Origin of the sequence: Burkholderia sp. LS-044 (assembly GCF_004803625.1) — a bacterium.
Taxonomy (GTDB): domain Bacteria; phylum Pseudomonadota; class Gammaproteobacteria; order Burkholderiales; family Burkholderiaceae; genus Burkholderia; species Burkholderia cepacia.
On sequence record NZ_SSWO01000015.1, the window covers coordinates 118,527 to 131,935 of the forward strand.

The window sequence follows — 13,409 nt, forward strand, 5'->3', positions numbered from 1 at the left end:
ATTCGCCGTTTGGTAGTGTCCACGGCTAACCGGTCTTCGAAGGCCCCGCGTTGCTGCCGTCGTGCCGCCCGAACGCCGCCGTGTCTTTGCTTTCGGTCTGTTAGACTTTTCGGCCGTCTGTCGCCATCCGGGTCGCCCCCGGTTTTTCGCGTCATGAACGAACACCACGCGCCGAATCCGATTGTCGAGGTGCTGCGAGCCTACTGGAAGGCAGATCGCTGGATGCTGCTGACGGTCGCGGCGGTCGTCGTGCTGTCGAGTGCGAGCGCCGTCGCCGCGCCCTATCTGTTCTCGCGCCTGATCGACGCGCTGTCGCATCGCGGCGTGCTCCATGCGCTGATCCCGGGCTTTGTGCTCTATGCGGTGTTGCTGGGCCTGTCCAGCGCGCTGCAACGCGTGGTGCAGTACCTGTCCTTCACGAGTTCCAAGAATCTCGGATTCATCACCGGCACGCGCTTCTTCGAGCGCATCCTGAAGAAGACCACGGCCTTCTTCGTCGAACACAATCCGGCTGAAATCCAGAGTGCGAACGAACGCGGCAGCCGCGCGCTGTCGGTGCTCGTGCAACTCGCGCTGATGGACCTGATCCCCGGCACGCTTCAGATCGTGCTGACGCTCGCCACGCTCGGCGCGCTGATCAATTTCGAGGTCGTAGCCATCACGGCCGCCTACGGCGCGGTCGCAGTGACGATCGCGATCGTTGCCGCGCGGCGCTCGCGCGCGTTTCTCGACCGCGCCATCGAGGCCGGGCAGGAGAATGCGCGTTTCGTCGGCGGCGCGATCAATGCGATGGAGACGCTTCGGCATTTCGGCAGCCATCGGTGGATGAGCGAACGTTTCTCCGAGAAAGCGCGCGTCGAGCGCGACAGCTGGCGCGCATACGTGCTGCAGCACGTCGGCTATCTCGCGCTGCTGGGTCTCTGCCTCGCGGTCCAGTTCTCGGTGACGTTCTGGTTGCTGCTGCCGCGCCATGAAGCCGGTGCGCTGTCGATCGGCGACATCGTGCTGTTCAACACGTTGCTGTTGCAACTGAACCTGCCGTTCGAAATGCTCGCGCGCTCGATCGACGAGAGTGCGCGCTCCCGCGCGGCCCTCGTGCCGTTCGCGGCGCTCTGGACGGCACCCGAGGAGCGGCAGGTGTCGCACGCATCGGCGTTCGTGCCGCGCGAAGGGCGCGTGGTGTTCGATCATGTCGGCTACGCGTACGGCAACGGGCGCGGCGTGACCGATGTCGATTTCGTCGCCGAGCGCGGGGCCGTCACGTTCATCGTCGGCGAAACGGGGGCGGGGAAATCGACGATCTTCAAGCTGGCGCTGAAGTCGATCGAACCGACCGGCGGGCGCATTCTCGTCGACGGCGTCGATCTCGCGGACATCGACCGCGCCGACTGGTACGGTGCGGTCGCCGTCGTGCCGCAGGACGTAGTGCTGCTGAACGAAAGCCTGGAGGACAACATTCTGCTCGGCCGGCCGCACGATGCTCGGCGTTTGCGGGAAGCCGCTGCGAGGGCCACGATCCTGACGTTCATCGACGGCCTGCCGGACGGCTTCCGCACGACGGTGGGCGAGCGCGGGCTGAAGCTGTCCGGCGGCGAGCGCCAGCGCATCGCGATCGCCCGGGCGCTGTACGGCAACCCGACCGTACTGTTTCTCGACGAGGCGAGTTCCGCGCTGGATGAAGCGACGGAGCGCGACATCATGGAACACGTGCGACTGCTCGCCCGCGATGTCACGGTGATCGCGATCACCCACCGGCGCTCGGTCATCGGCGCGGCCGACAAGGTCGTGCGGCTCGGCCGGGCAGGCGTGCCGGCCTGACACAGGCACGCAACCGCGTCGCCGCTACCGTCCCTTACCCGCGCAGCGGCGGGTTCAACCGCGCGAACGCCGCCTGCCGGCGATACGGGAAGTACGGATAAGGCGCTTCGACGGCACTCGCCGCATCGAGCTTCGCGACCTGCGCATCGGTCAGCGCCCAGCCTGCCGCGCCGAGGTTCTGGCGCAACTGTTCCTCGTTGCGCGCGCCGATGATGACCGACGACACGGTCGGCCGTTGCAGCAGCCAGTTCAGCGCGATCTGCGGCACCGTCTTGCCGGTTTCCTCCGCGATCGCGTCGAGCAAGTCGACCACGTCATACAGGCGCGTTTCGTCGACCGGCGGCCCGTAGCTCGCCGTTTCATGCAGGCGGCTGCCTTCGGGCAGCGGTGCGTTACGCCGGATCTTGCCGGTGAGCCGGCCCCAGCCGAGCGGGCTCCACACGAGTGCGCCGAGGCCCTGGTCGGCGCCGAGCGGCATCAGGTCCCACTCGTAGTCGCGGCCGACGAGCGAGTAGTAGACCTGGTTCGCGACGTAACGCGACCAGCCGTGCCGATCCGCCGCCGCCAGCGACTTCATGATCTGCCACCCCGCGAAGTTCGACACGCCGATGTAGCGCAGCTTGCCCGCGCGCACGAGATCGTCGAGCGTCGACATCACTTCCTCGACCGGCGTGCCCGCGTCGAACGCATGAAGTTGCAGCAGGTCGATGTAGTCGGTGTCGAGGCGGCGCAGCGCGTGGTCGACCGCACGGACCAGTCGCGCGCGCGACGTGCCCGCGTCGTTCGGGCCGTCGCCGGTCGGCAGGCCCGTCTTCGTCGAGATCAGCACCTGGTCGCGACGTCCCTTGATCGCGGCGCCGAGCACGCGCTCGGATTCACCGTCCGAATACACGTCGGCCGTGTCGAACAGGTTCACCCCGGCTTCGAGGCAGATGTCGATCAGGCGGCGCGCTTCGTCGACGCCCGTGTTGCCCCATGCGCTGAACAGCGGGCCGGTGCCGCCGAATGTGCCGGCGCCGAAGCTCAAGACGGGAACCTTGAGGCCGGAGCGGCCGAGGGTGCGGTATTCCATGGCGGGTTTCCTGTGGATGATCGAAGCGCTGGGGTGGACGGCCGTGACATCGAGCGTTGCCGCACTGTATCGCTTGCGGACATTTCGGATAATCGGGCAGGCTTCGAAAATATCCTTCGGAAGGAGCGAACAATGCTGCTCGACAATCTCGCGCTGTTCCTGCGCATCGTGGAGAAGGGCGGGCTGGCGGCGGCGGGCCGCGAGGTCGGGCTGTCGCCGGCCACGGTGTCCGAGCGACTGACGGCGCTCGAGCGTCACTACGGCGCGGCGCTGCTCACGCGCACGACGCGCGCGATCAGCCTGACCGACGAGGGCCGCACGCTCGTCGACGGCGCGCGGCGCCTGCTGGCCGAAGCCGATGAACTCGAAAGCCGCGTGCGGCTGGGCGTGCAGACGCTGTCGGGGCCCGTGCGGCTGAGCGCACCGGCCGATCTCGGTCGCGAGCGCGTGGTGCCCGTTGTCGATGCGTTTCTGGCCGAGCATCCAGGCGTGACGGTCGACCTGCATCTCGGCGACGGTTACGTCGATCTCGTCGGGCAGGGGCTCGACTTCGCGATTCGCCGCGGCACGCTCGCGGACAGTTCGCTGCGCAGCCGCTCGCTCGGCCGCGCGCGGCGCGTGGTATGTGCGTCGCCTGCGTATCTCGCCGCGCACGGCACGCCAACGCATCCGGACGATCTCGTTTCTCACGACTGCCTCGTGATGCGTTTCGGGCCGGACCTGTATGCCGAATGGCCGTTCAGCATCGATGGCGAACCGAAGCGCGTGATGGTACGCGGCCGGCGCGTGGCCAACGACGGCGCGCTCGTGCGGGCGTGGTGCATCGCGGGGCATGGCGTCGCGCTGAAGTCGCTGGTCGACGTCGAGCAGGATCTGACGTCCGGCGCGCTCGTCGAGATCCTTCGCGACTTCTCGCCGGGCGACGTCGACTTGCAGATCGTGTATCCGGGCCGCGCCGCGCAGCCGACGCGCGTGCGCGCGCTGATCGACCGGCTGGCGCAGGCACTGACTGCGGCGTGACGCAGATTACACGGGCTGTCGCGAAACGTTTAAGCAGCGACCCCGCTGCTTTTGCGTCGCGTGTCGATGCAACGCCCGTGCACACCACATCGCCAGCCGAAATCGTCCTTCAAACCGATTGCCCACACTTCGTCATTTAGCTAATATTCGAAACGTCAAACGAAACCGCATCCCATGGACGACGTTACCCGCATCAGCGCCCTGGCCAACGAAAGCCGTCTGGCCGTGATGCGCTGGCTCAAGCAGCCGCGCAAGCATTTCCCGCCGCAACCGCACGGCGACTTCGACGAGCTCGGCGTGTGCTGCACGTACATCACCGAGAAGCTCGGCATCGCGCCGGCCACGACCACGCGCCACATGCGCATCCTCGCGGATGCCGGGCTCGTGCGGGCGACCCGCGTCGGCAAGTTCACGTACTACAAGCGGATCGACGGCGCGCTGCAGCAGCTCGGCCAAGATCTTTCGCAACTCTGATTCCATTTCCCCCGAGGCAACCGACATGGACGAACTTGCACTGCTGGCCGACGCCGACCGGCGCGCGCACGCGTATCTGGCCGCAACCGGCGAGCGACGCGCGTTTCCCGACGCGGCCGCGCTGGACGGCCTCGCCGCCTTCGACGAGCCGCTGCCCGACGCGGGCCGCCCGGCCGACGACGTGCTGCGCCTGCTCGACGAGCACGGCACGCCCGCGACGGTCGCGTCGAACGGTCCGAACTACTTCGGCTTCGTGATCGGCGCGGCGCTCCCGGCTGCTGCCGCGGCCGAGCGACTGATGCTCGCGTGGGACCAGTGCGCGTCGTCGTACGCGAATTCGCCGGTCGCGGCGACGATCGAACGCCAGGCCGCACGCTGGGTGGTCGATGCGCTTGCGTTGCCCGAAGGCAGCGCGGTCGGGTTCGGTACGAGCGCGACAGCCTGCACGCTCGTCGCGCTGGTGGCCGCGCGGCGCGCGCTGCTCGCGCGCAAGGGCTGGGATATCGACGAGGACGGGCTGATCGGCGCGCCCGAAGTGAAGGTCGTGATTTCCGCGCTCGCGCACATCACGGTGAAGAAGGCGCTGCGCGTGCTCGGCTTCGGGATGAAGCGCATCGTCGTCGCGCCGGTCGATGTGCACGGCCGCATCGACCCTGCCCAGTTGCCGCCGCTCGACGACATGACGATCCTCTGCGTGCAGGCCGGCGAAGTGAACACCGGCGAATTCGATCCGTTCGCGGCGCTGATTCCGCCCGCGAAGGCGGCCGGCGCATGGGTGCACGTGGACGGCGCGTTCGGCCTGTGGGCACGCGCATCGTCGAAGCGCGCGCTGACGGACGGCATCGACGGCGCGGACAGCTGGACGACCGACGGCCACAAGTGGCTCAACACGCCGTACGACGGCGCGATGGTGATCTGCCGCGACGCAGCGGCGCTCGCCACCGCGATGAACAGCGATGCCGTCTACCTGAGCGGTGCACAGGATGCGCAGAAGAACCTGAACCTCGAATTCTCGCGGCGCGCGCGCGGCGTTCCCGTGTGGGCTGCGTTGCGTGCGCTCGGGCGCGCCGGCGTGGCGACGATGGTCGAGCGGCATTGCGCGCAGGCGGCGCGGGTTGCGGACGGCCTGCGTGCGGCCGGCTACGAGGTGCTGAACCGCGTCGTGCTGAACCAGGTGCTCGTGCGGGCCGGCACCGACGACGAAACCGCGGCGATCCTCGAAGCCGCACAGGCATCGGGCGACGTGTGGTTCGGCGCGACCGTGTGGCAGGGGCGGCCGGCGTTCCGGATCAGCGTGTCGTCGTGGCGCACGGAAGATGCGCACATCGATCGGCTCGTCGCGTTGCTGACGGCGTTGCGCGGCGTGCACGTGCGCTGAGCGTCCTGCGGCGTCCGCGCCCGTCACGGTGGCGGGCGCAACCTTCGTGCATTCGAAGACGTGCAGCGCGGCACGCACCATTCGCATCGACGCCCTCGCGCGACGAACGGAGGCGTGTGAGCCGTGTGCGACGGCGGTGCGGATGCCACGGCTGCCAGCGTGAAAATGTCGGACAATAGCCGCTGCGCGCGCCGCGCCGGCGCAGCGTTCAACCGATGCATTCACGCTTGCGAGATCCCCATGTCGACTCCCTTTCCCCGGGAACTGCTGAAGGCCGCCGATATCGCGAAGATGGAACCGACGCGCGCGGTGCATTCGCTGAATCCCAATGCCGTCCGGCTCAAACGACAACTCAGCGACCTGACCGGCCTGACGCAATTCGGTATCCACCTGCTCACGCTGATGCCCGGTCACGAATCGGCCGAGTATCACCGTCACCTGTACGAAGAAGAATTCGTCTACGTGCTGTCCGGCACGGGCTCGGTCACGATCGGCGAACGCGTGAGTGAAATCGGGCCCGGTGATTTCATCGGCTTTCCGCGTGGCGGTGAAGCGCATACGGTGCAGAACACCGGCGATGCGCCGCTGGAGCTGCTCGTCGGCGGGCAGCGGCTCGAACACGATGTCTGCGAATACCCGCGTATCGGCAAGCGGCTTTATATCGCCGGCGAGCTTGAAGACTATGTCGAGCTGCCGAAACAGCCCTGATTGCCGATCGCATTCGCAATGTCGAATTTCGTATAAAAAACAGAATCAATTGCCTTTTGTTTAGATAAACAAAATAAAAATTCGTAAAAATACGGGGTAGAGAAACCACGTTTATTTGGGCACGCTTGTGCGCATTGTCCGTTCCCGGGTGCCGGCATTTCGACCTGCCGGCGCGTCTTTTTCGGGCATCCGGGTACGGAAATAAATACACGCGTCCGGCAGTTTCGACCGATTGGCCGCGTACGCGACAAGTCACGAAAAGATTCCTGATTTAAAGCTCAGTAGTTCGAACCAGCAGCTTGATTCAAGAACGAAACGGAGACAGGCGATGTCGAGGAACTGGGGGTTGGGAGCGGCGCTGCTGGCGCTCTGTGTTGGCTTGGCTTCGTGCGGGGGCGATGGCGATTCGCCGTCGGCAGCCGCTTCGAATCTGTCGGCCGCGGCGCAGTCGCAAGGCAACGAAGACGGCAACGGCGGCAACGGCAATGGAAACGACGACGGCAACGCAGCATCGAAAAAGAACGCCGACATTCGCGTCGTTCAGTACGTCAATCCGCTGATCGGTACCGACTACGCGACCGACCAGCCGGCCGACCCGGTCGGCTCGGGTCTGGGCGGCGGCACGTTCCCGGGGCCGACGGTCCCGTTCGGGATGATGCAGTGGAGCCCGATGACGCCCACCGCCCAGTACGACGGCCGCAAAGGCGACGGCTCCGGCTTCTCCGGCGGCTACTGGTACGGCGACACGTCGATCAACGCATTCAGCATCCTGCACCTGAGCGGCACCGGCTGCTGGGCGAACGGCGGCTACCTGAACGTGATGCCGCAGCTCGCGCCCGGCGACGCCGGCACCCCCGCCAGCTTCAGCCACGCGAACGAAACCGCGCAGGCCGGCTATTACGGCGTCACGCTCGGCAACGGCATCAAGGCCGAACTGACGACGACGCTGCGCACCGGCTTTGCGCGCTTCACGTATCCGGCACTCGCGCAGGGCCAGCAGGCGACGATCGCGATCGATCCGACCGTGCTGAACAACCGCGCGCAAGGCTCGACGGGCGACACGATCAGCCAGGTCGGCGACCGCGCGTTGTCCGGCACGATCGCGGGCGGCGGATTCTGCTGGGCCGGGCATGCGGTGCCCGTCTATTACTACGCGGAATTCAGCCAGCCGTTCGCGGTGAAGCCGGCGCTGTCGAACGACAGCCCCGCGGCGTTGACGTTCAATGTCGACCGCAAGCACCCGGACGTGATGATGAAGCTCGGCATTTCGTTCGTCAGCGAAGCGAATGCGAAGGCGAACCTGCTCGCCGAGAATCCGGGCACCGATGCGCAGGGCAACCGGAACTGGCGTTTCGACAAGGTACGCAGCGCGGCGAGCGCCGCGTGGAACGCGCGCCTGAACGCGATCCAGGTCACGGGCGGCAGCGACGCCGACAAGACGAAGTTCTACACCGCGCTGTATCACGCGTCGCTGCACCCGAACGTGTTCAACGACGTGAACGGCCAGTATCCGGACTTCTACGCGTCGAACGGCGCATCGGCCGCGCCGACGCGTCAGGTCGAGCAAGGCCGCACGATGTACGCGAACTTCTCCGGCTGGGACATCGACCGCTCGTTCATGCAGCTTCAGGCATTGCTCGATCCGGTGCGGACCAGCGACATCGTGCAGTCGCTCGTGCTCGATGCAAAAGCGTGCGGCGCGTTCCCGCGCTGGGCGTACTTCAATACCGAGACGGCCGTGATGCCGGGCGATGCGGGCTCGATCATCGTCGCGAACGCGCATGCGTTCGGCGCAACGAACTTCGACACGCAGGCCGCGCTGTCGATCATGAAGCGCAGCACGACGCCGGGCGCCGCATGCGCCGGCACGCCGGTGATGGGCAGCCGCGCGGATTACGACCGGCTCGGCTACGTGCCGTCGTCGGGCCCGGGCGACAACCAGACGGCGTCGAACACGCTCGAATATGCGGTGCGCGACTTCGCGGTGTCGCGCTTCGCGACGGCGCTCGGCGATACGGCGGCGGCCGGCACGCTGCTGAAGTCGAGCGGCAACTGGCAGAACCTGTTCGACAGGAACGCGATCCAGCCGAAGACGTCGGCGGGCGCCTGGGTCACCGACGGCACCGGCTTCATGGAAGGCAACTCGGAGCAGTACACGTGGTACGTGCCGCACGATCTCGGCGGCGTGATTGCGCAGGCCGGCGGCGCCGCACCGGTCGTCAAGCGGCTCGACACGTTCTTCACGCACCTGAACATCGGCACCGTGCAGCCGTATTTCTACGTCGGCAACGAAGTGACGATGGCCGTGCCGTGGGTCTATGCATGGGCGGGCGCGCCGTCGCATACGCAGCGCGTGCTGCACGCGTCGCTCGCGAACGAGTTCGGCACCGGTGCGGCCGGGCTGCCCGGCAACGACGATCTCGGCGCGATCTCGGGCTGGTACGTGTGGGCCGCGCTCGGTCTCTACCCGGTCGTGCCGGGCGTGAGCGGCGTCGCGCTGTCGAGCCCGCAGTTCGAGAAGATCGTCGTGCGCGTCGGGCAGCAGGACGGCAGCTACCGCCTGCTGCACATCGTCGCGCCGGGCGCGGGCTCGGGCGATGCCGCGTCGTTCTACGTGAAGTCGCTGAAGCTGAACGGCGCACCTTACCCGACCGCGTGGCTGCCGTTCGAGCACATCGCGAAGGGCGGAAAGCTGTCGTATTCGATGACGGCCGACGCGAGCACGGCGACGTGGGGCACCGACGCATCCGCGATGCCGTCGTTCCCGCAGGCGGCCGGCGCGCCGTAACGGTCGAGAAGATCAACGAGCGGTTCTTGCCGACAGGATCGACGCAGAGAGAGGGAGGGACGAACGGATGAAGCTACGTCATGTGGTGGGTATCGGATGCCTTGCCGTGTTGTCGGGGTGCGGGGGCGATCAGGCTTCGACGGATGCGAGCGTGCTCGCGCAGATGTCGAACGCGCAGGGCAACCAGAATGACCAGGGCGATCAGAACGACCAGGGCAACCAGAACGACCAGGGCGAGAGCGGCGGCGCGGGCAAGCGATCGCTGCTGCGCAGCGTCGATCCGATGATCGGCACCGCGAACCTCGACATCAACGCGGACTGGGGCAGCGGCGTGCGCGGCCACGGCCACGTGTATCCGGGCGCGACCGTGCCGTTCGGCATGGTGCAGCTCGGGCCGGACACGACCGGCGGCGCGCACACGCTGCCGTGGAACTGGGATCGCACGTCCGGCTATCAGTACGACGATCCGCTTATCACCGGCTTCACGCACACGCACCTGTCGGGCGCCGGCATCGGCTCGGGCGGCGAAGTGCGGTTCCTGCCGACGCTGGCGCCGGTCGACACCGCGACGCTGGCCAAGGTGGCCGCCGATGCGTCGATCACCTACAACGCGTCGTTCAGCCACGACGACGAAACCGCGAGCCCCGGCTACTACCGCGTGAAGATGGCGCCGGTCGGCAGCGGCAACACGCCGTGGAACGTGAAGGGCGCGAAGATTCTCGCGGAGATGACGGCCACCGCGCACGCGGGCGTGCATCGCTACACGTATTTCCCGAGCGCGGCTGCGCAGAAGCGCAGCATGATCGTCAGCATCGACAACCCGATCGGCGGCTCGACTGCGAGCGGCAAGATCCAGGTCATCGACGCGCAGACGATCGCCGGCTGGGAGATCACGAACAACTGGGCGAACAACAAGCCGACGTATTTCGTCGCGCGTTTCTCGAAGCCGTTCGATACGAAACACGTCGCGTTCAGCGCCGACGGCTTCAAGGCCTACCTGACGTTCGCCGACGGTAACGACAGCGGCGCGGTTACGGTGAAGGTCGGCATCTCGCCGTCGAGCATCGCGGATGCACAGGCCAATCTCGCCGCGGAAGTCGGGGCGAAGTCGTTCGACCAGGTGCGCGGCGCGGCCGAACGCGTGTGGGCCGACGCGCTCGGACGGATCAGGATCAAGGGCGGCAGCGCCGACCAGCGGACGATGTTCTATACGTCGCTGTATCGCACGATGCTCGCGCCGACCGTCTACAACAACGCGGACGGCAGCTACGTCGGCACCGATTCGACCAACGACGGCACGACGTCGCCGCCGACGACGAGCAAGCACGCGAATCCGGGCTTCGACTATTCGTCGACGTTCTCGCTGTGGGACACCTTCCGTGCCGAGTCGCCGTTGATGACGCTGGTGCAGCCCGAGCGCGTCGACGGCTGGGTCAAGTCGCTGCTCACGCAGTTCAGGCAGAACGGCAAGGGCGAACTGCCGGTGTGGCCGCTCGCGCAAACGGAAACCTTCACGATGGCCGGCCACCCGTCGATCCCGCTGATCGCCGACGCGTACCTGAAGCACCTGACGAGCGCGGGCATCGACGACATCTGGACCGCGTTGACGACCACGCAGGGCGCGAGCGCGCACGGTTTCGACCAGTACCGCCAGCGCGGCTACGTGTATGCGGGCGACAACGCATCGGTGTCGACGACGCAGGACTATGCGTTCGACGACTGGGCGACGGCCGCGGTCGGCAAGGCGGCGGGTAAGAGCACGGCCGACTACCGGCCCTACCTGCAGCGCAGCCAGAATTACCGGAATGTGTTCAACCCGACGCTGAACAACGGCTGGAAGTTCTCGCAGCCGAAGGATGCGCAGGGCAACTGGGTGGCGGGCTTCGACCCGACGGCGGCGGAGAAGACGGACTTCTCCGAATCGAATGCGTGGATCGATACGTGGAACATCTTCCACGACTTCCCGGGGCTCGTTGCGTTGCTCGGCGGGAAAAGCCAGTTCATCGCGCAGCTCGATCGCACGTTCGATCCGGCGAACCCGCTGACCTTCCTCGGCAACCAGGGCTTTCCGGACCTGACCGGCCGCAGCGGCCAGTTCTTCGCCGGGAACGAGCCGGCGAACCATCTGCCGTACCTGTACGACGTCGCGGGCATGCCGTCGAAGACACAGGACCGCGTGCGCACGGTGATGGACGACATGTATTCGCTGACGCTGACGGCCGGCGATCGCGCGCTGCTCAGCGGCGACAGCCTGAAGGCGGCGCTGGCTGACCCGCGCCGCGTGCGCGATTCGGCCATTCCCGGCAATGACGACTGCGGGCAGCTGTCCGCGTGGTACGTGCTGTCCGCGCTCGGCATCTATTCGCTGAATCCGGTGGGTGGTGTGTTCTACCTTGGCACGCCGCTGTTCGAGGAAGCGACGCTCGATATTCCGGTTGCATCGGGCGGCGGAGACGGTGGTGCGTTGAAGTTCGGCAAGTCGCGGCGCTTCACCGTGACGGCGCACACGGCCGGCGGCGGCGCGCCGTCGTCGGTCAATCGCTATGTGCAGTCGGTGAGCCTGAACGGCGTGCCGCTGCATCGGCCGTACATCACCTACGACGAGATGAAGGCCGGCGGCACGCTCGATTTCGTGATGGGGGCGACGCCGAACGATGGTTGGGTCAGCCAGTGGAACGGGCAGGATCCGAACAGCGCGCTCGCACCTTCGCTGGCGTTGGCAGGGAAGTAGCAGCAGGCAACAGCAAGCGGCCCGCATCGACGCGGGCCGAATGACTTCATCCGGCGGCGCCGGTTTCCAACGGATCGGCATCCTTGCGGCCGTCTTATCCGGCCGTGTGGGGCAGTTGCCGGATCGTCACCGGGCCGCTGAGCGACTGTTGGGGCAGCAATGGGCTGATCGTCGCCGGGATGCGGGTGCGGGCGGCAAGGCGTGCGCCGACCGCGCTGACGGGGCAGTTGCGCTGATGGCTGGTGGCTGGCGGCTCGTGGCGAGTGTGTTGCCCGGTCGCGGCACGGCGATGGTCTGTCCGGGCCTGATTGCCGCCGTGTCCGATGCGGCCGAGCCCGGCAGGCGGGCGCGCTCGCTCGCCGAGCGTGTACCGGTTCTGATGCGATCTCGGCTGTGCAATCCGCGCGTTGCCGGCCGGCTGGATGGCCGGCCGATTCGGCTTCGCCGGAGCGACCCTCGTGGTGGCCGCGGTGACTTTCGCGTCTGGGAGACGTCGTCGCGCTTATGATGCGGGAACGCCACTGACAGGGTTCCCCGACATGGACGCGCCGCTTCCGCCGATTTCTGCCCCGATTCCCGAAACGGAACCTGAAACCGAAACCCTCGCCGAGCCGCGCGCGTCGCGGCTGCATCGGCCGGTCGCGCTCGTCACCGGATCGACGTCGGGAATCGGCGCGGCGATCGCGCGCCGCCTGGCGGCGGACGGTTATGCGGTGATTCTGCATTCGCGCAGTTCGGCGGACGTGGGGCGCGCAATGGCGCGCGAACTCGGCGCGGCCTACGTGCAGGCCGATCTCGCCGACGATGCCGAACGCGTGCGGCTGATCCGCGACGCACTGGCCGTGCACGGGCGGCTCGACGTCCTCGTCAACAATGCGGGCGTCAGCCGCGTGATTCCGCATGACGACCTTGCCGCGGCGACGCCCGACGTGTGGCGCGAGATGCACGAGATCAACGTGATCGCGCCATTCCGGCTCGTCGCCGAAGCGGAGGCCGCGCTGCGCGAGGCGGCGTCGCACGGGCGGGCCGGGTGCGTCGTGAACGTCAGCTCGCATGCGGGCGTGCGGCCGAAGGGCGCGTCGATTCCCTATGCGGCGGCGAAGGCCGCGCTCAATCACACGACGCGGCTGCTCGCGCGCACGCTCGCGCCGGCGATTCGCGTCAATGCGGTCGCGCCGGGGCTCGTCGATACGCCGCTCACAGCCGACTGGACGGACGCGCAGCAGTTCTGGCGCGAGCGCGCGCCGATGCGGCGGGCGGCGGCGCCGGATGACATCGCGCAGACGGTCGCGATGCTCGTCGCGTCCGATTACGTGACAGGCGAGATCGTGATGCTCGACGGGGGGATGAACCTGACGTGATGCGGTGATGCGGTGATGCGGCGATGCGGTGATGCGGCGATGCGGCGATGCGGCGATGC

At 67.3% G+C, this 13,409-nt stretch carries 9 protein-coding genes and 1 pseudogene; 9 read left to right on the top strand and 1 reads right to left on the bottom strand.

The features are described from left to right. The first annotated feature begins 153 nt into the window (after nucleotides 1-153). On the top strand, nucleotides 154-1,818 hold the full coding sequence (locus E9536_RS30980; protein ID WP_136471942.1) for an ABC transporter ATP-binding protein: 1,665 nt from the start codon (nucleotides 154-156) through the stop codon (nucleotides 1,816-1,818). Between the two features lie 34 nt (nucleotides 1,819-1,852). On the opposite strand, the gene E9536_RS30985 is transcribed toward E9536_RS30980, so the two are convergent. Further along, the gene (locus E9536_RS30985) at nucleotides 1,853-2,890 is read right to left on the bottom strand and encodes an aldo/keto reductase (RefSeq protein WP_124533774.1); all 1,038 of its coding nucleotides are present in this window, start codon (nucleotides 2,888-2,890) and stop codon (nucleotides 1,853-1,855) included. A 132-nt stretch (nucleotides 2,891-3,022) separates the two neighbouring features. Here E9536_RS30985 and E9536_RS30990 point away from each other — a divergent pair, with 132 nt between their 5' ends. The 8 genes and pseudogenes from E9536_RS30990 to E9536_RS31025 all read left to right on the top strand — a co-directional run bounded on the left by E9536_RS30990 (nucleotide 3,023) and on the right by E9536_RS31025 (nucleotide 13,350). Next, nucleotides 3,023-3,910 (top strand): LysR family transcriptional regulator, encoded by an 888-nt coding sequence (locus E9536_RS30990; protein ID WP_124533776.1) that lies wholly within the window; start codon nucleotides 3,023-3,025, stop codon nucleotides 3,908-3,910. Between the two features lie 174 nt (nucleotides 3,911-4,084). Further along, entirely contained in the window at nucleotides 4,085-4,384 is a 300-nt protein-coding gene (locus tag E9536_RS30995; RefSeq protein WP_021160594.1) for a metalloregulator ArsR/SmtB family transcription factor, read from the top strand. Between the two features lie 25 nt (nucleotides 4,385-4,409). Next, nucleotides 4,410-5,762, top strand: coding sequence for a pyridoxal-dependent decarboxylase (locus E9536_RS31000; protein WP_136471944.1), 1,353 nt, complete (start codon nucleotides 4,410-4,412; stop codon nucleotides 5,760-5,762). A gap of 240 nt (nucleotides 5,763-6,002) precedes the next feature. Then, the gene (locus E9536_RS31005) at nucleotides 6,003-6,470 is read left to right on the top strand and encodes a cupin domain-containing protein (RefSeq protein ID WP_027789984.1); all 468 of its coding nucleotides are present in this window, start codon (nucleotides 6,003-6,005) and stop codon (nucleotides 6,468-6,470) included. Between the two features lie 328 nt (nucleotides 6,471-6,798). Continuing rightward, on the top strand, nucleotides 6,799-9,258 hold the full coding sequence (locus tag E9536_RS31010; protein ID WP_136471946.1) for a GH92 family glycosyl hydrolase: 2,460 nt from the start codon (nucleotides 6,799-6,801) through the stop codon (nucleotides 9,256-9,258). 67 nt (nucleotides 9,259-9,325) lie between these two features. Next, complete coding sequence (locus E9536_RS31015; RefSeq protein WP_136471948.1) at nucleotides 9,326-11,989, top strand: GH92 family glycosyl hydrolase; 2,664 nt, start codon at nucleotides 9,326-9,328, stop codon at nucleotides 11,987-11,989. Between the two features lie 55 nt (nucleotides 11,990-12,044). Continuing rightward, nucleotides 12,045-12,514 (top strand): annotated as a pseudogene (locus E9536_RS42240) (MFS transporter); the annotation flags it as partial. A 14-nt stretch (nucleotides 12,515-12,528) separates the two neighbouring features. Then, nucleotides 12,529-13,350: an SDR family oxidoreductase gene (locus E9536_RS31025; RefSeq protein WP_136471950.1), complete on the top strand. Its 822-nt coding sequence runs from the start codon at nucleotides 12,529-12,531 to the stop codon at nucleotides 13,348-13,350. Nucleotides 13,351-13,409 lie beyond the last annotated feature (59 nt).